Origin of the sequence: Acinetobacter sp. SAAs474 (genome assembly GCF_032823475.1) — a bacterium.
Lineage (GTDB): Bacteria > Pseudomonadota > Gammaproteobacteria > Pseudomonadales > Moraxellaceae > Acinetobacter.
In genome coordinates this window covers 767,210-786,618 of record NZ_CP127915.1, presented here as the reverse complement: position 1 = coordinate 786,618, position 19,409 = coordinate 767,210, and the positions used below count along the sequence as shown (strand labels likewise).

At 40.1% G+C, this 19,409-nt stretch carries 13 protein-coding genes and 2 rRNA genes; 4 read left to right on the top strand and 11 right to left on the bottom strand.

Translation table 11 applies throughout. The annotated features are described in order from the left end of the window. Nucleotides 1-16: 16 nt before the first annotated feature. Complete coding sequence (locus tag QSG86_RS04680) at nt 17-925, top strand: LysR substrate-binding domain-containing protein (protein WP_317032673.1); 909 nt, start codon at nt 17-19, stop codon at nt 923-925. Nucleotides 926-947: 22 nt separating this feature from the next. Here the strand turns inward: QSG86_RS04680 and QSG86_RS04675 are convergent, their stop codons facing one another. After that, nucleotides 948-1,676 (bottom strand): sulfite exporter TauE/SafE family protein, encoded by a 729-nt coding sequence (locus QSG86_RS04675; RefSeq protein WP_317032672.1) that lies wholly within the window; start codon nt 1,674-1,676, stop codon nt 948-950. Between the two features lie 146 nt (nt 1,677-1,822). On the opposite strand from QSG86_RS04675, the gene QSG86_RS04670 reads away from it, so the two are divergent. Next, on the top strand, nt 1,823-2,542 hold the full coding sequence (locus tag QSG86_RS04670; protein ID WP_317030421.1) for an HAD family phosphatase: 720 nt from the start codon (nt 1,823-1,825) through the stop codon (nt 2,540-2,542). A 127-nt stretch (nt 2,543-2,669) separates the two neighbouring features. On the opposite strand, the gene QSG86_RS04665 is transcribed toward QSG86_RS04670, so the two are convergent. From QSG86_RS04665 to QSG86_RS04650, 4 genes are all read right to left on the bottom strand, one after another. Beyond that, nucleotides 2,670-2,954 carry a chorismate mutase gene (locus QSG86_RS04665; protein WP_317030420.1) on the bottom strand — a complete coding sequence of 95 codons (285 nt, stop codon included), beginning with the start codon at nt 2,952-2,954 and terminating at the stop codon, nt 2,670-2,672. Further along, nucleotides 2,947-4,257, bottom strand: coding sequence for a hypothetical protein (locus tag QSG86_RS04660; protein WP_317030419.1), 1,311 nt, complete (start codon nt 4,255-4,257; stop codon nt 2,947-2,949). The genes QSG86_RS04665 and QSG86_RS04660 overlap by 8 nt, the downstream gene beginning before the upstream one ends. 334 nt (nt 4,258-4,591) lie before the next feature. Further along, nucleotides 4,592-6,421, bottom strand: a complete 1,830-nt coding sequence (gene ilvD, locus QSG86_RS04655) for a dihydroxy-acid dehydratase (RefSeq protein WP_317030418.1) — start codon at nt 6,419-6,421, stop codon at nt 4,592-4,594. A 732-nt stretch (nt 6,422-7,153) separates the two neighbouring features. Continuing rightward, nucleotides 7,154-7,957 carry a sulfite exporter TauE/SafE family protein gene (locus tag QSG86_RS04650; protein WP_317030417.1) on the bottom strand — a complete coding sequence of 268 codons (804 nt, stop codon included), beginning with the start codon at nt 7,955-7,957 and terminating at the stop codon, nt 7,154-7,156. Between the two features lie 335 nt (nt 7,958-8,292). Here QSG86_RS04650 and fmt point away from each other — a divergent pair, with 335 nt between their 5' ends. Together fmt and rsmB are read left to right on the top strand one after the other, a co-directional pair. Continuing rightward, a complete protein-coding gene (gene fmt, locus QSG86_RS04645; protein ID WP_317030416.1) occupies nt 8,293-9,255 on the top strand; it encodes a methionyl-tRNA formyltransferase in 963 nt (320 codons plus the stop codon). Then, complete coding sequence (gene rsmB, locus QSG86_RS04640; protein WP_317030415.1) at nt 9,252-10,562, top strand: 16S rRNA (cytosine(967)-C(5))-methyltransferase RsmB; 1,311 nt, start codon at nt 9,252-9,254, stop codon at nt 10,560-10,562. Before fmt ends, rsmB begins: the two co-directional genes overlap by 4 nt. A gap of 45 nt (nt 10,563-10,607) precedes the next feature. On the opposite strand, the gene QSG86_RS04635 is transcribed toward rsmB, so the two are convergent. The 6 genes from QSG86_RS04635 to QSG86_RS04610 all read right to left on the bottom strand — a co-directional run bounded on the left by QSG86_RS04635 (nt 10,608) and on the right by QSG86_RS04610 (nt 19,388). Then, entirely contained in the window at nt 10,608-10,715 is a 108-nt protein-coding gene (locus tag QSG86_RS04635; RefSeq protein ID WP_317030414.1) for a methionine/alanine import family NSS transporter small subunit, read from the bottom strand. Nucleotides 10,716-10,730: 15 nt separating this feature from the next. After that, nucleotides 10,731-12,203: a sodium-dependent transporter gene (locus tag QSG86_RS04630; RefSeq protein WP_317030413.1), complete on the bottom strand. Its 1,473-nt coding sequence runs from the start codon at nt 12,201-12,203 to the stop codon at nt 10,731-10,733. Nucleotides 12,204-12,815: 612 nt separating this feature from the next. After that, on the bottom strand, nt 12,816-14,165 hold the full coding sequence (locus tag QSG86_RS04625) for an MFS transporter (RefSeq protein ID WP_317030412.1): 1,350 nt from the start codon (nt 14,163-14,165) through the stop codon (nt 12,816-12,818). Between the two features lie 284 nt (nt 14,166-14,449). Then, nucleotides 14,450-15,796, bottom strand: coding sequence for an MFS transporter (locus QSG86_RS04620; protein ID WP_317030411.1), 1,347 nt, complete (start codon nt 15,794-15,796; stop codon nt 14,450-14,452). A 400-nt stretch (nt 15,797-16,196) separates the two neighbouring features. Next, nucleotides 16,197-16,311: ribosomal RNA gene (rrf, locus tag QSG86_RS04615) — 5S ribosomal RNA — on the bottom strand. Between the two features lie 186 nt (nt 16,312-16,497). Beyond that, a 23S ribosomal RNA gene (locus tag QSG86_RS04610) occupies nt 16,498-19,388 on the bottom strand. Between the last annotated feature and the right edge of the window lie 21 nt (nt 19,389-19,409).

Genomic DNA, 19,409 nt, shown 5'->3' with positions numbered 1-19,409 from the left:
TGATTTCACTCTCATGATACGTCTTGATCTTTTTGATTTGCAATTGGTCTTATATATTGTGGAAACAGGGAGTTTAACCAAAGGTGCAGCACAAGCTGCCTTATCACTACAGGCATGTAGTGAACGAATCAAAAAACTCGAACAACAATATGCCGTAGATTTATTTACACGTCATGCTTCGGGGGTAAAACTGACCTTGGCGGGTCAAATCTTTATTCAGCATGCCGAGCAAATGATACAACAAGCACAGCAGCTAGAATTCGCAATGCTGCCTTTTAGTACAGGTCATTATCACGATCTTATACTGTGGTGTAATTCATCTGCACAAAGTGAATATTTACCCACCTTACTCCCAGAATATTTACTGCAAAATCCCAATATACATCTTCAGCTTAAAGAAGCTGAATCCAGCATGATCATCCATGCGATTGAAAACGGCTCGGCACAGCTGGGACTGATTTCTAGTTTTTTTGCTGTTGATCATTTATCAACATTAGAGTTTGCAACAGATCCACTGGTATTGATTTGCCCGATACAACATCGGTTAGCCTCCTCTCAACAGCTTAGTCTACAACAGGTTGTACACGAGCCATTTATTGGTTTAATGCAACATCATTCTTTACAACAGTCCATTGATACTCAAGCTAAACAACTCAATACACAAATTCAATATCGCTTACGTTTACCCAATTTTGCGGCCATTGTACAGGTCATTGCTGATGGTGTAGGCATTGCCATTATTCCTCAACGCGCTGCAAAACGCTATGCGACTGACTTTAACTTTCAACAAATTCCACTTGAAGGTCAATGGGCCAATCGCAAATTATTATTGGTTGCCAAAAACTTTGCAGATTTATCTCCTGCATATCAACATTTATCCACATTTCTCTCATCATACCAGAGCAATATACGCACAAACACTTAACATACTTAACCAGCACTAAAGATCAAGAGGTACGCAGTACCATATATGTTCCCAAACTGATCAGTCCAATAAAAAATACTTGGCGAAATTTTGCTTCAGAAATACGATAACGCAATTTACTGCCCAGCCACATCCCCAATAAAGCAGGCACTAAGGCAAGCGCAGATAAGGTATAGTCAAATGATAAATGTTCCGATGTATGACGATTTAACGAAATCAATAAGCACAGTGTTGATGTGGTAAAAGCAAGTCCGAGCGATTGAACTAAATCATCTTTTTGTAACTGTAAACTTTGTAAATATGGCACAACAGGAATAATCACAACACCTGTTGCTACCGTCAAAGCACCACCTAAATAGCCAATGACCGGTGATAAATAGTTTTCATATTTTGATAGATTTGGCATATTTTTCGCACAAAGCCCATATAATCCATAAAGTGCCAACATACTGCCCAGCAACATTTCACTATTAAAATCACCCTGTCCTAACGGCGGAAAAATACTCCATACAGAGCCCACAGCCATAGCAAGTAACATTGGCCAAAAACGGCGAATCAATCGCAGGACATGACCTTCATAAAACAATTGCCAAAAATTAGTCACCATAGAGGGGATAATCAATAAAGTCGCCGCTTGAAATGGACTAATGACCATGGTCAATAATCCCATAGAGACTGCTGGCAATCCCAAACCAATGGTTCCTTTTATTAATCCAGCAATCGAAAATACCGCCATCACCAACCAAATCATCATTATTCCCCAACACAGTATTGCAAGTACCGATGCTAAAGTGTTTTAGGATTTGGCAATATCACTGTTTTTAGAAGTAAAGCTCAAGCAAATATTGAGGCTTAAATGGCATAATATAATCTCTGTGACTAGAAAAGAGTAAAACGATGCTGCAATGGCTAAAAGATAAAAAGCTGATTTGTTTTGATTTGGATGGGACCTTACTGGACTCAGTCGGTATTTGGAATCAAGTCGATGCCGCATTAATTTTACAATTAGGTGGACAGCATATTGATTTCGTTACCATACAAAGTGATCGTGATCGACAATTGACAAAATTTAAACATCATACTGATCCCTATTTAGAATACTGTGGTTTTCTCAATAAGAAATACACCTTCCACAAAGAAAAAAATGATGTTAAAACAGAAAGATATAAAATTTCTCAATATTTTTTAGATCATGTGGTCGAGTTAAAACCTGATGCTGAATTATGGCTACAGGCCCTACAGCAACAAGGCTTTGTATTGGCACTCACCACGACGACCAGTCAAAATAATTTACGACGCTACCAAGAGAATAATGCGGCGATTTATAAAAAGCTCAACTTTAATGACGTTTTTTCTCTGATTTTGACACGAGAAAATGTCCAAAATATTAAACCTGACCCAGAAATTTATTTAACAGCATTAAATCATTTTCAAATCAGTGCCGAACAATGCGTCATTTTCGAAGACTCATTGATTGGTGTGGAAGCAGCCAAACATGCAGGGATTGATGTGATTGCAATTTATGATCACTGGTCACATACAGATTGGCCCAGCATTCAAGCGCAAGCAGATGGAGTATTCTATCAATATACCGATCTACTGCAGTCTAAAAACTGAACGGACGGTGTACCTCATTCGACCGATTTAATCTAATACAAGGATCATAACAGCGATCATTACGCTGATGATCAATGATTAAATAATGTAAAAGCACCATCAAAATTTAACCTGATGCTCTGTGCTATTAAGGACGTATTTCTTTAAGTTCGCGACGAATAAAATGCTGAATCATCTCTTGATAGAGCTGTGCAATTAAATCAGGATCTAAACCTTGTTCTTGTGCCTGTGTTTTCACATGATTTAATACTTCGTCAATACGTGGTGAGGGTACATTCTCCATACTACGTTTAAAACGAATCACCTGATCTACATAAAATTGACGTGTTGCGATTAACTCAATAATGTGTGAATCAATTTCATCTATTTTGCTTCGCGCCTGCGCTAAGCTTTGTACTTTTTCTTTATTCATGTGTTATTGACTCGCTACTCAAATGATTTTCACTTTTATACTTTTGTTCTAACACATTACTGAAAATACTTTCAATCATCCAAACACGATATAGACTATTAAAGATATATTTTTGACCATCTATCCGTAATTCCAATACAGGAACATTGGGCTGTTCCTCCATGGCCAAATGCTGATCATTGATCATGAGTTGTTGAATCACATCAACAGGCTGAAGTTGTTCAATACCCAGTTCAGTCATTAATGCATGATAATGTGGTGGATAAGATAGATCTTTTCCTTTGGTCCATACTGCTTCTAGTAAGGTATAAATCGCATCAATTTGCTGTTGTTCAGGTACACTATAAAATAATTTGGCCATTTGTATACTGGCTGCTTCGGTTGGACGACAAAAAGGGGTAAATGCCACTTTAGTGCGACGAGATAAGCGCGTGGCTAAATTCCAGTCAAATAAATCTCGCCCCTGATAACTGAGCGGATAAACTTTTAATTGAATATTATAATAACTTGCCAACTCTTCTCGAATATAGGCCAGTAATAGCCAAGAAATCGGATCTTCTAAAGCAATATAAATATCTAGCTCTGGATCTAAGGCTTGAATTTCATTCAGTTCTTCTGCATCATTAATTAAATGTTCTCGCCATTCAATATGATTAATCAGAAAAATAGGATTGCCTGTAAACAGATGTTGTTGTTTTAAACGTCGTGTTAAACGTAATAAGTCATCCACAGCATGATACTGTCGCCCACCAATAGAAAAATAACTCACCAAAATAGCTTGATCATTAAATATACGTTCAGGGAAATGCTGAACTTGGTGATGACGGCTAGCCATCGCATATAAGGTTCTTAATTTGCCATACTGTTGTTGCCACAACATATGAAAAATATCTTCCAGCAAATATAAAAAATCCTGTCCTCTTAAAGGCGTATTTCTTAAAATAATTTCTGCCTGTTGTAGTGCTTCAGCAGTCGGTTGCTCAGGGGTATCATGAAAACGAAAACGATGCTGTTTCGACAGAATTTTGGCATCATTTAAACAATAATTTTGCCAAGCTTGGGCAGACATATGATTAGGAGGTTCAGCAGCTTGACTAGAAATAATAATCTTAATCGGTTTCAGTACATCTGCTAAAATTTCATTTAATTGCGGTAGTTGTTGTACTGCTAAATAGCTATAGACATCATCTAATCGTAGATGAATACTTAGCCCTTGTTCAATAGATAACACCGTTTGCCGTATTGGTTTTTCATAAAACCAACTTGATCGGATTGGATCAAACCAGCGGCGTAACAATGACATGGAATTAGCCTCTAAAATAAATACACCTACACACAATGTCTTGATGTATTTTTATACCTTAATTATGGTTGCAAACCATAAATCAATATCAAAACTTATATCAAGTCAAAACAAAATGTTCAATATTTCCTGTGCAATAACAGCTTTAATTTTCTACGCTATCGCGGTCATACAGGCATTATTGCTACAGTACACCACGCGATATCATCGCGGCCGCATGAAATATACGCTGACGCCAATCCAGTTAAATACAATGTGTTCAAAGATAAAAAATGCCAGTGAGATAAACTCACTGGCATAATGTGCATGACAATTTCACTACAATAAAATTGTCTTAGATCTCACGTACTGCACCTTTAGCAGCACTGGTGGTATGCATAGCATAGGCTTTGAGTGCTTTAGAAATCTTACGTGGACGTTGCTCTACAGGATGCCAGCCTTTTTCATCTTGTAATACACGGCGCTGCGCTAAAGTCTGCTCATCTACTGCCAAATGAATACTACGGTTTGGAATATCAATTTCAATACGATCGCCATCTTCAACCAAACCAATCGTACCGCCTTCAGCCGCTTCAGGTGAAACATGACCAATCGACAGACCTGATGAACCACCAGAGAAACGGCCATCTGTCAATAATGCACATTCTTTACCTAAGCCCTTAGATTTTAAGTAGCTTGTTGGATAAAGCATTTCTTGCATACCCGGACCACCACGTGGACCTTCATAACGAATGACCACTACATCACCAGCATGGATACGACCAGCTAAAATGGCATCTACAGCAGCATCCTGACTTTCAAATACACGTGCTGTACCATTAAATTTTAAAATTGAGTCATCGACACCAGCAGTTTTTACAATACAACCATCCAGTGCGATATTGCCATACAATACAGCCAAACCACCATCTTGTGAAAATGCATGCGCAGCATTACGAATCACACCCTGTTCACGATCACCGTCTAAGCGTGCATAATAACGCTCTTGTGAAAATGCAGTTTGTGTCGGAACACCACCTGGTGCCGAACGGAAAAATTGATAGACCTCTTCATCTTCAGTACGAATGATATCCCATTTATCTAATGCATCTTTTAAGGTTGCTTCATGTACCGTGGTAACGGTTGTATCCAGTAATCCAGCACGATCAAGTTCGCCAAGAATCGACATGATACCACCGGCACGATGTACATCTTCCATATGAACATCATTTTTTGCAGGTGCGACTTTACATAGTACAGGGACTTTACGTGATAAACGATCAATATCGTCCATGGTAAAATCAACCCCAGCTTCATTGGCTGCTGCCAATAAATGTAATACCGTATTGGTCGATCCTCCCATGGCAATATCCAAAGTCATGGCATTTTCATAAGATGCTTTGGTCGCAATCGCACGTGGTAAAACACTGTAATCATCTTGTTCATAATGGCGCTTAGCCAATTGCACAATCAATTGGCCTGCACGTTCAAATAATTTTTTACGATTGGCATGTGTTGCCAACGTTGAACCATTACCTGGTAAAGATAAACCCAATGCCTCTGTTAAACAGTTCATTGAATTGGCTGTAAACATTCCTGAGCATGAACCACACGTTGGACATGCCGAACGTTCATACTCGGCCACTTCTTCATCCGTATAATGATCATCTGCTGCCACAATCATGGCATCAATTAAATCAATAGCTTTATCATTACCTCGGATTTTAACTTTACCCGCTTCCATTGGGCCACCTGAAACAAACACCACTGGAATATTTAGGCGCATTGCGGCCATTAGCATTCCCGGTGTAATTTTGTCACAGTTGGAAATACAGACCATGGCATCAGCACAATGCGCATTGACCATATATTCAACAGAATCTGCAATTAAATCACGTGAAGGCAATGAATACAGCATTCCGTCATGCCCCATTGCAATTCCATCATCAACCGCAATGGTATTAAATTCTTTTGCTACACCACCAGATGCTTGAATTTGTTCAGCAACCAATTGACCCAAATCTTTAAGATGCACATGACCTGGTACAAATTGTGTAAATGAATTGACCACCGCAATAATGGGTTTACCAAAATCTTCATCTTTCATTCCTGTCGCACGCCATAAACCACGTGCGCCAGCCATATTTCTTCCGTGTGTCGATGTTTTTGAACGATAATCAGGCATGGTGTTTTATCCAACAATTTTGTGTATGCTTGAATGAATGAATACATCCACTCTGGCGAAATATCTTAGCGTCTATCAGTATAATTCGTCCAAGACGGCTCTATCATACTATAACTTATGTTTAATAGATGAACACTAAACATTGCTTTTCTCTGTTTAGTCGAGTGTTGACTTGGACAGCCTCCATCATACTGACGAGATCAGCGCAACGTGTATTTATACTGACTTAGGCAACCATCATCAGCAAAGCTAAAGGGATCGATTGAAAGGGTTATAGCCTTGTTCAATATAGCATTAGCAAAAGAGCCAGACCAACAACAAACGCAATCTCATTTAAACTCTGTCTTCAAGTAAAAAATACACTTATTTTTTACTTGATTAAATCCAGTATTGTTTAAATTTGAGCTGATCATTCTTCACCTCAATCAATCCTATAGATATCGAATCAAATCCGCTAAGACGCCATGATCATGATGTATTCAAATCTAAAAATGATATAGGCTAAATTGGCGCTATGCTGCTCTGATCCATATTCGTATTGTCAGTTGATTGACACCACGTCAGAAAGATACAAGCAAATCAATAATGCCCTTATATCAACGCTTAAATTTGCATTTAAAACTTACTATAGCGCGATATAAAAAAATAAAATTAAAAACTTTCATGAATATTTTTTCAATTTTGCATAAATAAAAATTATATATTAAGACCTTAAAATGATGCTGTGATCATTTAATGACGATAGAATTGATAGAAAAAATAACTTGCAACCACCAACATCAACACGGAGAAATATTTTTTTAAAATACCTGCAGGTAATTTATTGGCTGCTTTTGCACCAAAACCTGCTGTGATAAAACTCATCATACTAATACCGATAAATGCATAGATATTGACATAACCAATCGCCCCAGCAATGGCAATACTTTTTTGTGAGCCAAACCAAATAAAACCAATGGTCGCTACAATCGAAATGATTAATCCACATGCTGCAGATGTTCCCACCGCCTTTTGCATCACAACACCATGATGGGTTAAATACGGTACGGTAAAGCTTCCACCACCAATACCAAAAATAGCAGATGCAAAACCAATTCCTCCACCCGTCAATACTTGTAACGGTGCTCTAGGTAAATGACGACTGGTATCAACTTCAACTTTAGCATCTTGAAACATTTGATAGGCAATCCATAGTGCAAATAGCCCAATAATCAGCTGTAATGCATGACTGGGTAATAAGTTGGCAATTGCAGCGCCCGATAAAGAACCGACAATCATTCCAATTGAAAGATAACGAAATACAGGCCACATCACATTACCATGATGATGATGGGTCAATACTGAACTGGTTGAGGTAATGATCATGGTCGATAAGGATGTGCCAATCGCCATATGCATCACAATCGCTGGATCATAATTTAATTGGGTGAAAACGATACATAAAATAGGAACAACAATCAGTCCACCACCAATGCCAAATAATCCAGCAATAAAACCGGCAAATGCACCACTCATTAAATAAATTATAAAATCCATATATTATTCTCACTTTATCTTGGCTTTTAGGACATGGATTGAATTATTGATATTGAACTATTTTAGGTTAAACATACTGCAAAAAATGCAGTACTTTGTTGATCATTTGTCTTTTATACCAAGATATTCTCTATGTTTAGAACTATCATCAAGATAATATCGCTAGCAAATCGATAATACCTCATGACAATTACATATAGGCAAAAATGCAGCGTTAGTATCATCTAATCCATTTGATGATCGTCAATAGCGCATGATCGTTATCAAAATCAAGCAACAAAAAAATAGCTGAGCTTTGCTATAATTAAATGACATTGAGCCACCGAGTTGATCTCTTGAAAATTATTTTTGCAGGTACTCCTGAGTTTGCTGCGATTGCATTACAGGCACTGGTTGCAACCGAGCATGATATTGTTGCCGTTTATACTCAACCCGATCGTAAAGCGGGGCGTGGACAAAAACTGACCCCTTCTGCGGTCAAACAGGTTGCACAGCAACATCAAATTCCAGTGTACCAACCACTACATTTTAAATCTTCAACAGAGGACGGCCAAGCTGCACAACAACAATTGGCTCGTCTTGATGCCGATGTGATGGTCGTTGCCGCATATGGTTTAATTTTACCGCAAAGCGTTTTAGATATGCCTAAGTATGGTTGTCTCAACATTCATGGCTCATTGTTACCACGCTGGCGTGGTGCAGCCCCAATTCAACGTGCTATTGCAACGGGAGATAGCGAGACAGGCATTACCATTATGCAAATGGCGGCTGGTTTAGATACTGGAGATATGCTCTACAAAACGGTTTGCCCGATTGAAGCCGAAGATACTTCAGCCAGCTTACACGACAAACTGGCGCAACAAGGTGCTCAAGCGATTGTGCATGTTTTAGCATCAGAACACAGTTTACAAACCTTTTTAAATCATCGTGAAGTACAAGATGAAAGCTTAACGCTATATGCACATAAGCTCTCAAAAGCTGAGGCGAAAATTGACTGGCAACAAAGTGCTGTCAGTATTGATCGCAATATTCGTGCCTTTAATCCATGGCCTGTGGCCTTTATGCCAATAGATGATCAGCATAATTTACGGGTTTGGCATTCATCATGCTCTGAACAAGATACGCAAGGTCAAGCTGCAGGTACCATTATTGCCATCAATAAACAAGGCGTACATGTAGCCTGTGGGGATGGAAAAGCCGTCTGTCTGCAGCAACTGCAATGGCCAGGTGGTAAACCCTTAAATCCAGTACAGATTAATCAAACCCAGAAGCTCAATGTAGGACAAGTTTTAATATGAATCAATTGCAACACGCAACGTCACAGCGTAACTTACGTGCTCAAGTGATTCAAACCTTAATTGCTGTACAACAAGGCCAATCACTTGCCAGTATTATGCCCGTACACCTGATGCAAGTTGCTGAACGAGATCGCGCATTATTTCATGAACTGGTATTAGGCACATTACGTCAATGGTATGCGCTTAAAAGTATCACGCTCCCTCTCTTGGTAAAACCTTTAGATAATCCGACGGTAGAAACATGTTTATATGTCGGTTTATATCAACTGCTCTGTACACGTATTGCAGCACATGCAGCGATTTCAGAAACCGTTACTGCCATAAAACAATTAGGTTTTTCAGCCTTAAGCGGTGTCGTGAATGCTATCCTGCGTCGTGTTTCACGTGAAACAAATGAATTCCAAATCGCCTTAAACCAAGCACATGGTTTACCCAGCTGGTTATTTAAACGGTTAAAAAAAGACTGGGGAGTGGCACTTGCAGAACAACTTTATTCAGAACTCAAACAGACTGCACCTTTAACCTTAAGGGTGAATAACCGCGTTACTGACCGTGAAGAGTATATGGAAATTTTAGCTGAACATGATATTCAAGCGAGACCATGTCAACGTTCTGAAGTGGGTATTATCATTGAACAAGCAGTACATATTCCACAATTGCCAGGCTTTAATGAAGGGGGATTTTCTGTTCAGGATGAACATGCTCAACTCTGCGCGAGTCTATTGCCAGATTTAAACGGAAAAATCGTTCTGGATGCCTGCGCAGCACCTGGAGGTAAAACTACACATCTGCTGGAAAAATTTACCCCTAAAAAACTCATCGCTCTAGATCAAGATGCCAAACGTTTACTACGCGTGCATGAAAACTTGGCACGTTTATCATTAGAGCAATATACAGAAATAGAAATTGTGACGGCAGATGCCAGCACTTGGCAAGCCAAAGAAGCCATCGACTGTATCATTTTGGATGCGCCGTGTTCGGCTATTGGTGTATTACGCCGTCATCCTGATATTCGTTTATTACGCCAATCTAGCGATATTGAACATATTGTTGCACTACAGAAACAAATTCTAAATCATTTGTGGCAACAACTGAAAGTTGGTGGCACATTACTCTATATTACCTGTTCTATTTTAAAAGCTGAAAATGAACAACAGATGATTGATTTTTTTGCAACACATCACAATGCCAAAGAAGTTAAACTCAATGTTGATTGGGGAATAGAACAAATTCATGGTAGACAATTATTACCTGCAAGCCATCAAGGCGACGGTTTCTTTTATTGTCGTATTGAAAAAACAGCTTAATGCAATATAAAGAGGAACCTTATGGTTCCTCATTTCAAGCCATGCTTAATCTTCTTCATCAGGATGTTTGACCAAATGAATAACAGCTAAAATCAAGCCACCCCATAATAATAACGTGGATAAAATAAGCATTATCATTGCAGAAGTATTCATCTATTTAGACTCCTTCTATTCTTGATCTTTTGGTAAGCGAAATGCAACAGCACCGAAAATCAGCACCGCTAATGTTCCGCCACCAATCAACCATAATGTCATGGTTGGATAGCCACCATAGCCTTCTAATACAATAGATTTAAATGTTAAACCTAATGCGATCAATAAAGACAGTGGCGTCACAATCGTCAATAAAAAGTTCCAGCCTCGACCTAATTTAATACTTGAATATTGATTGATATGTGCTTGTAGTTGCGCCAGTAATGGACGACGGAACCATGACAGTAAAATAATCGATAATACCCCACCACCGACAATACCAATATTATTGGCAAAATAGTCAATGATATCGACAAAAGTAATGGCACTATGTGTTGAGAAAATGAGTGTAGAAACAACAGCCGAACTACCTGCAATCAGGGTGACTGATTTAAACCGTGACCACCCCAATTTATCTTGAAAGGCTGCAATCGGAACTTGCAAAATACTCACCATGGAGGTGATACCTGCAACCGTAAGTGATGCAAAAAACAGGAATCCAAAAACATCCCCGCCTGCCCCCATACTGGAAATAATTTTAGGAAAAGCAATAAATGCAAGGCCAATCCCACCAGAGACAACCTCTTTAACTTCAACACCAGAGCTAAATGCCATAAAGCCTAACGCTGCAAAAACACCAATACCCGCCAAAATTTCAAAAGACGAATTGGCCAATGCCACCACAATCCCTGAACCCGTTAAATTGGTTTTTTCCTTCAGATAAGAGGCATAGGTCAACATAATGCCAAAACCGACTGACAGCGAAAAGAAGATATGACCAAATGCCGCCAGCCAAACCTTATAATTCATCATGGCATGCCAATCTGGAGTAAAAAATGCATTTAAACCATCTACAGCACCGGGTAAACGTAATGCTTGAATCACTAAAATGGTAAATAAAACCACCAATAACGGCATAAAAATTTTATTGGCTAACTCTACACCACGACGTACACCGCCATATAAAATCAGCATGATCACCAGCCATACCGTCACCAAACCTAAAAACAGTACAGGTACAAAACCAAACGTTAACTGATCGGCATTTTGTAGATAGGTTGAAAAGAAAAAGTGCTGTGTATCGGTTCCCCATTGTTGCCCAATAGAATAGAACATATAGGTTCCAGCCCATGACAACACACTGGCATAATACAAGCCAATCATTAAGGTCACCATGACCTGCCACCAGCCTAAAGATTCGGCATTCATTAATTTTTTATATGCCGTTGGTGGTGCTTTACGAAACTTATGGCCTACCGCATAATCCAGAAATAATAACGGTAATCCAGCAGCAAAAATAGCAATCAAATATGGAATTAAAAAGGCTCCACCACCATTTTCATAAGCAACATAAGGAAAACGCCAAATATTACCTAAACCAACAGCAGAACCAATTGCCGCAATAATAAAACCTGATCGGGCAGACCAGTTTTCACGAGAATTTGTCATAAAACACCTAAAACTTTAGGTATACTTACATGCTATTTATTTTGCTTATTAAATCAACATGTCAAATACCAATAAAATATTGTGGTTTGTCGAGAAATGATACCTTTTGAGCATACTATTTCCCTGTACAAACGGATAAATGTTCATCGCTTCTTGGTTAAAGATAATGTTGAAAATTTATCTGAAGATCATTCAAACAATACCGATATTTTCAAAGATTTTCTGTAAATTATTCTCAGTATGTTGAGTATTGATCATACTTTTAATTAGAAAAATTAAAAAGTTCCTTTTGTATGAACAAAGATCAATTGTCATCATCCAATCTTGGTAAATAAACGAATAAATCACAAAAAATAGCGTTTATGTCAACATCAAGCAAAATAATGACCATAACAAGTTAACATCACTGGATTGGTTATTTTAATATTCATCAACATGATGGTGGCTTTAGATCGCTTTAATTGATCGTTATAGGCCATAGTCTATTTTTAAAATGATGTGATATCGCTTTAGAATCAGGTTGATTAAGATGAGGTTGGATAAACTGATGTTTAACCATTAGTGAGGATACTCTGATCTGATTGATCAAATCAGAGTATTGAATTGAAGGTATTACACTTTGGCAGATTTTAACTGCGCGAGATTAATTTTTTCAGGTGTGTCTTCATGACGAATTAATGACACTGCAATAGCAGTGATTAATACTGGTAAACCTACTGCGATAAAATTAACATAGGCAGGTAAGCTCATCCCTAATAATGCACCAATTAAAATAGGACCAACAATCGCACCCATACGACCAATTGCAGATGACCAGCCAATTCCTGTAGAACGGATCGCCAATGGGTAATACTGTGCAACATAGCTATACAGTAACATTTGTGAACCAATAGAAGCTGCACCGGCTAAGAATACCAACAGATATAATAAAAATTGGTTAGATTGTAATCCCATTAAACTCATCACAATCGCACCTATTAAACCTAAGCACATTAACACTGGTTTTAAATGGAAACGGTCAGCTAGAATACCGCCACCGACAATACCAATCACTGCACCAATATTCATCACCATCATAAACATCAAGCTATTATCCATTGAATAACCTGCTGCCATCATCAATTTTGGCAACCAGCTACTTAATGCATACATCGTCAGAAGACAGGTAAAAAAGGCTAACCAAAACAATAGTGTATTCATTGCACGGCCACGCTTGAATAAGCTTGAAACTGATGCTGATTCAGGAACATCAACTTGATGTAATTCAAATACAGTATCGTCTTTTACAGTCACTTGACGATCCAAGCGGCGTACAATCTGACGCGCTTCTTGTTGTCGATTTTCTTTCACAATAAACGTTAAGGATTCTGGTAAAAATTTCCAGATCACGGGTAATAAAAATAAAGGAATACCTGCAATCCAAAACATAATTTCCCAACCATATTGCGGGGTAAACCATGCACCAAGTAAAGCAGCCAACACGCCACCTACCGCATAGCCACTAAACATGGTTGTCACCAAAGTACTACGCATTTTTTGTGGTGCATATTCAGAAGTTAATGCCACTAAATTTGGCATTACACCACCAATGCCTAAACCAGCTAAAAAGCGTAAAATTGCAAACTCTGTCGGATTAGACGCAAAACCACCCGCAAAAGTCAGTCCACTAAAAAGGACAATACAAATCATAATGACTTTTTTTCGGCCAATTTTATCGGCTAAAGAACCAAAAATCATGGCCCCAAACATCATACCAGCAAGTGCGGTACTAGCAAGCATTCCAGCCTGTACAGCAGTTAATCCCCAGTCTTCCATGAGCAAAGGTAAGGCAACTCCATTAATCGCTAAATCATAGCCATCAAAAAGAATAATAAGTAAGCTCCATGCCACTACTTTAAAATGAAAAGAGTTAAATCTTGCTTTATCAATAATATTATTGACGTTTACTGCTTGAAGTGTCATGCCTATCGCCTGTGAATCTATGTTTCCTTGCACTTTAACTAGCGCCCTTCAGCTGCATCTTGCTCTGATTGCATGCCTGAAGTCATTCACTAAAGTAGTGGCGCTATATTCACATGATTTATAGTGATATAAAAATTCAACATTAGTCTAATTATTAATAACTTATATAAAAATAAATCGATTTTTTTTAAATTTATCTTATAAATAGTTTAATTATAAATATAAAAAGCCCCAATATATTCAGGGGCTTTCTAATCAGGAGTAATTGAATTAAATCAATATTTTTAAATTTTTGCTGCTTTTAACTGTTTTGATAATACCGGTGAAGTCTGTGGAACACGGATAAATGCAATCGCAAAAGCACCCACAATACCCGGTAAGGCAACTGCAATAAAGTTCCATTTATGTGGTAATTCCATACCCAATAACATACCAATTACAATTGGGCCAACAATCGCACCAGTACGCCCCACCGCAGAAGCCCAGCCAATACCAGTTGAACGTACAGCAACCGGATAATATTGAGCTACATAGCTATACAGTAAAATACTACTACCAATTGAAGATGCGCCTGCTAAACCAACCAATAAATAAATCACCGGTTGTGGAGAGTTAAAACCTAAGCCAACTAAAGACAACACGCCGACCGTTAGCATACTAATCAAGACAGGTTTAAAATCAAAACGATCTGCCAGAATACCACCACCAATGGTTCCAATCACTGCACCAATATTCAGTGCAAGTAAGAACATTAAACTGCTTCCTAAAGAATAACCTGCTGCCATCATCAATTTTGGTAACCAGCTACCTAATGCGTAAAGCATCAGCAAGCACATAAAGAAGGCCACCCAAAATAACACCGTTCCACCCGCTCTATTTTCGGTGAATAATGCTTTCACTGATGCAGTTTGTGTTTGATCTGTGCTAGATAAAACCAATTGAGTATCTGCTTTAAGTTGGATGGTCGGTTCAACTTTTTGTAAAAAGTGACGTGCATCCTTAAGTTTCTGTTCTTTCACTAAATAGGTTAAAGATTCAGGTACAAATTTCCAAAATAATGGTAAAAAAATCAGTGGAATACCGGCTATGTAAAACATAATTTGCCAGCCGAAACTCGCTGTAAACCATGAACCACATAATGCTGCCATAATACCGCCGACCGCATAACCACTAAACATGGTTGTCACTAAAGTACTTTTTAAACGTTGTGGTGCATATTCAGAGGTTAATGCCACTAAATTAGGTAATACCCCACCAATACCTAGACCTGCAATAAAGCGTAATACGGCAAATTCTGTTGGATTAGAAGCAAATCCACCCCAAAATGTAAAACCACTAAATAACGTTACACAGATCATAATCACTTTTTTACGACCAATGCGATCTGCCAACATACCAAATGACATTGCGCCGAACATCATCCCAGCCAAAGCAGTACTGGCCAACATTCCAGCTTCAACTGCCGTCATATTCCATTCTTGCATTAATAATGGCAATACAACCCCATTGATTGCCAAATCGTAGCCATCAAAAAGTACGATAAACAAACACCAAAGTATGATTTTTAAGTGAAAAGGTTTAAAAGTTGCCTTATTAATCACATCATTAACACTAACAGTATTACTAGTCATCTCTCACCTCCTGTGAGATTTACTTCATTATTTTTACATCCATTAGGCGTCATAAGCTTTTATTGTGACGTGCTTATTTGACGAGCAATGTGTTATGCCAGTAGTTGACCATACAAAAAATAGCACAAATACTATACGAAAGTCGTATAAGCGGCCAAAAAACTAACCTCATCAGACCAGTTTTTTTTTGTAAAATGAGCAAATTCACTCTTTTCATTTGGCTTTTTTTAAGAAATTGAGAAAATATAATCCTGCGCTAAACAAAATTTATTCTTTTTTTAAGCATTAAAATCGAGATCAAGTCACAATTAATTCAACAAAAAGTTAAATCAGTATCGCAACTAAAAATAAAACCAAAAAAAATCCCTCAAGCGATGGCTTGAGGGATTTTCGAATAATGAGCTGGCGATGACTTACTCTCACATGGCTAACGCCACACTACCATCAGCGCGAAGAGGTTTCACTTCTGAGTTCGGGAAGGGATCAGGTGGTTCACTCTTGCTATTGTCGCCAGCACAACTGTTTATGGATACTTGCTTAGACTTACCTATTGCTAAGTTTTCTACCAAATGAGTTATTAACAGAGATTATATCTGAGTTGGATATGATGTTCGATCAGCGATACTAAATCAAGTATTTTCATCGTTAGATGATGTTTTATGAATCGATTGATGCTTTATATACAACTGTTTGGGTGTTGTATAGTCAAGCCTCACGAGCAATTAGTATTGGTCAGCTTCACATGTCACCATGCTTCCACATCCAACCTATCAACGTCGTAGTCTTCAACGGCTCTTTAGAGGACATAAAGTCCAAGGGAAATCTTATCTTGAGGTAGGCTTCCCGCTTAGATGCTTTCAGCGGTTATCCCTTCCGAACATAGCTACCCGGCGATGCGACTGGCGTCACAACCGGTACACCAGAGGTTCGTCCACTCTGGTCCTCTCGTACTAGGAGCAGATCCTCTCAAATTTCCAGCGCCCACGGTAGATAGGGACCGAACTGTCTCACGACGTTCTAAACCCAGCTCGCGTACCTCTTTAAATGGCGAACAGCCATACCCTTGGGACCTGCTTCAGCCCCAGGATGAGATGAGCCGACATCGAGGTGCCAAACACCGCCGTCGATATGAACTCTTGGGCGGTATCAGCCTGTTATCCCCAGAGTACCTTTTATCCGTTGAGCGATGGCCCTTCCATACAGAACCACCGGATCACTAAGACCTACTTTCGTACCTGCTCGACTTGTGGGTCTCGCAGTTAAGCGCGCTTTTGCCTTTATACTCTACGCGTGATTTCCGACCACGCTGAGCGCACCTTCGTACTCCTCCGTTACTCTTTAGGAGGAGACCGCCCCAGTCAAACTACCCACCAGACATGGTCCTCGTCCCGGATTACGGGACAGAGTTAGAACCTCAATATTACCAGGGTGGTATTTCAAGATTGGCTCCACCGAAACTAGCGTCTCGGTTTCAAAGCCTCCCACCTATCCTACACAAGTAAGATCAAAGTTCAATGTCAAGCTGCAGTAAAGGTTCACGGGGTCTTTCCGTCTAGCCGCGGGTACACCGCATCTTCACGGCGATTTCGATTTCACTGAGCCTCTGCTGGAGACAGCGCCCCCATCATTATGCCATTCGTGCAGGTCGGAACTTACCCGACAAGGAATTTCGCTACCTTAGGACCGTTATAGTTACGGCCGCCGTTTACTGGGGCTTCGATCAAGAGCTTCGCTTACGCTAACCCCATCAATTAACCTTCCAGCACCGGGCAGGCATCACACCCTATACGTCCACTTTCGTGTTTGCAGAGTGCTATGTTTTTAATAAACAGTTGCAGGGGCCTGGTTTCTGTGGCTGCCATCAGCTCAGGAAGCAAGTTCCATCACCGACAGCAGCGTACCTTCTCCCGAAGTTACGGTACCATTTTGCCTAGTTCCTTCAGCAGAGTTCTCTCAAGCGCTTTGGTCTACTCGACCTGACCACCTGTGTCGGTTTCGGGTACGATTCCTGTGTAACTGAAGCTTAGAGACTTTTCCTGGAAGCATAGTATCAGCCACTTTGCGAGTAAACTCGCTTGCTATCAGATCTCAGCATAGAGTACCCCGGATTTGCCTAAGATACATGCCTACATCCTTTCACCTGGACAACCAACGCCAGGCTGACTTAACTTTCTCCGTCCTCTCATCGCATTACACAGAAGTATTGGAATATTAACCAATTTCCCATCGACTACGCCTCTCGGCCTCGCCTTAGGGGTCGACTCACCCAGCCCCGATTAACGTTGGACTGGAACCCTTGGTCTTTCAGCGAACGGGTTTTTCACCCGTTTTGTCGTTACTCACGTCAGCATTCGCACTTCTGATACCTCCAGCAGACTTCTCAATCCACCTTCATCGGCTTACAGAACGCTCCCCTACCACGTATACAAAGTATACATCCGCAGCTTCGGCATATAGTTTTAGCCCCGTTACATCTTCCGCGCAGGCCGACTCGACTAGTGAGCTATTACGCTTTCTTTAAAGGGTGGCTGCTTCTAAGCCAACCTCCTAGCTGTCTATGCCTTCCCACATCGTTTCCCACTTAACTATAATTTTGGGGCCTTAGCTGGCGGTCTGGATTGTTTTCCTCTTGACTACGGACGTTAGCACCCGCAGTCTGTCTCCCGGATAGTACTCATTGGTATTCGGAGTTTGCATCGGTTTGGTAAGTCGGGATGACCCCCTAGCCGAAACAGTGCTCTACCCCCAATGGTATTCGTCCGAGGCGCTACCTAAATAGCTTTCGGGGAGAACCAGCTATCACCAAGTTTGATTAGCCTTTCACCCCTATCCACAAGTCATCCCCTGGCTTTTCAACGACAGTGGGTTCGGTCCTCCAGTTAGTGTTACCCAACCTTCAACCTGCTCATGGATAGATCACCTGGTTTCGGGTCTACACCCAGCAACTAAACGCCCTATTAAGACTCGGTTTCCCTACGGCTCCCCTATACGGTTAACCTTGCTACTGAATGTAAGTCGCTGACCCATTATACAAAAGGTACGCAGTCACCGAACAAGTCGGCTCCCACTGCTTGTATGCATGCGGTTTCAGGATCTATTTCACTCCCCTCACAGGGGTTCTTTTCGCCTTTCCCTCACGGTACTGGTTCACTATCGGTCAGTCAGGAGTATTTAGCCTTGGAGGATGGTCCCCCCATATTCAGACAAGGTTTCACGTGCCTCGCCCTACTCGTCATCATTATGTGTGCCCTTTCGTGTACAGGACTATCACCCACTACGGTTGCACTTCCCAGAGCATTCCACTAAAACACACATAACTTAATGGGCTGTTCCCCGTTCGCTCGCCGCTACTGAGGGAATCTCAATTGATTTCTTTTCCTAAGGGTACTGAGATGTTTCACTTCCCCTCGTTTGCCTTGCAACACTATGTATTCATGTTGCAATACCTACCTTATGGTAAGTGGGTTTCCCCATTCAGAAATCTCCGAATCACAGGATATTTGCCGCCTCCCCGGAGCTTATCGCAGGCTATTACGTCTTTCATCGCCTCTGACTGCCAAGGCATCCACCACATGCACTTAATTACTTGACTATACAACCCCAAACAGTCGTT

What these genes read in the sequence shown, in the direction of transcription:
- QSG86_RS04675 (WP_317032672.1), bottom strand. Translation starts at nt 1,676, where the DNA reads ATGATTTGGTTGGTGATGGCGGTATTTTCGATTGCTGGATTAATAAAA.
- QSG86_RS04670 (WP_317030421.1), top strand. Translation starts at nt 1,823, where the DNA reads ATGCTGCAATGGCTAAAAGATAAAAAGCTGATTTGTTTTGATTTGGAT.
- QSG86_RS04665 (WP_317030420.1), bottom strand. Translation starts at nt 2,954, where the DNA reads ATGAATAAAGAAAAAGTACAAAGCTTAGCGCAGGCGCGAAGCAAAATA.
- QSG86_RS04660 (WP_317030419.1), bottom strand. Translation starts at nt 4,257, where the DNA reads ATGTCATTGTTACGCCGCTGGTTTGATCCAATCCGATCAAGTTGGTTT.
- ilvD (WP_317030418.1), bottom strand. Translation starts at nt 6,421, where the DNA reads ATGCCTGATTATCGTTCAAAAACATCGACACACGGAAGAAATATGGCT.
- QSG86_RS04650 (WP_317030417.1), bottom strand. Translation starts at nt 7,957, where the DNA reads ATGGATTTTATAATTTATTTAATGAGTGGTGCATTTGCCGGTTTTATT.
- rsmB (WP_317030415.1), top strand. Translation starts at nt 9,252, where the DNA reads ATGAATCAATTGCAACACGCAACGTCACAGCGTAACTTACGTGCTCAA.
- QSG86_RS04635 (WP_317030414.1), bottom strand. Translation starts at nt 10,715, where the DNA reads ATGAATACTTCTGCAATGATAATGCTTATTTTATCCACGTTATTATTA.
- QSG86_RS04630 (WP_317030413.1), bottom strand. Translation starts at nt 12,203, where the DNA reads ATGACAAATTCTCGTGAAAACTGGTCTGCCCGATCAGGTTTTATTATT.
- QSG86_RS04625 (WP_317030412.1), bottom strand. Translation starts at nt 14,165, where the DNA reads ATGACACTTCAAGCAGTAAACGTCAATAATATTATTGATAAAGCAAGA.
- QSG86_RS04620 (WP_317030411.1), bottom strand. Translation starts at nt 15,796, where the DNA reads ATGACTAGTAATACTGTTAGTGTTAATGATGTGATTAATAAGGCAACT.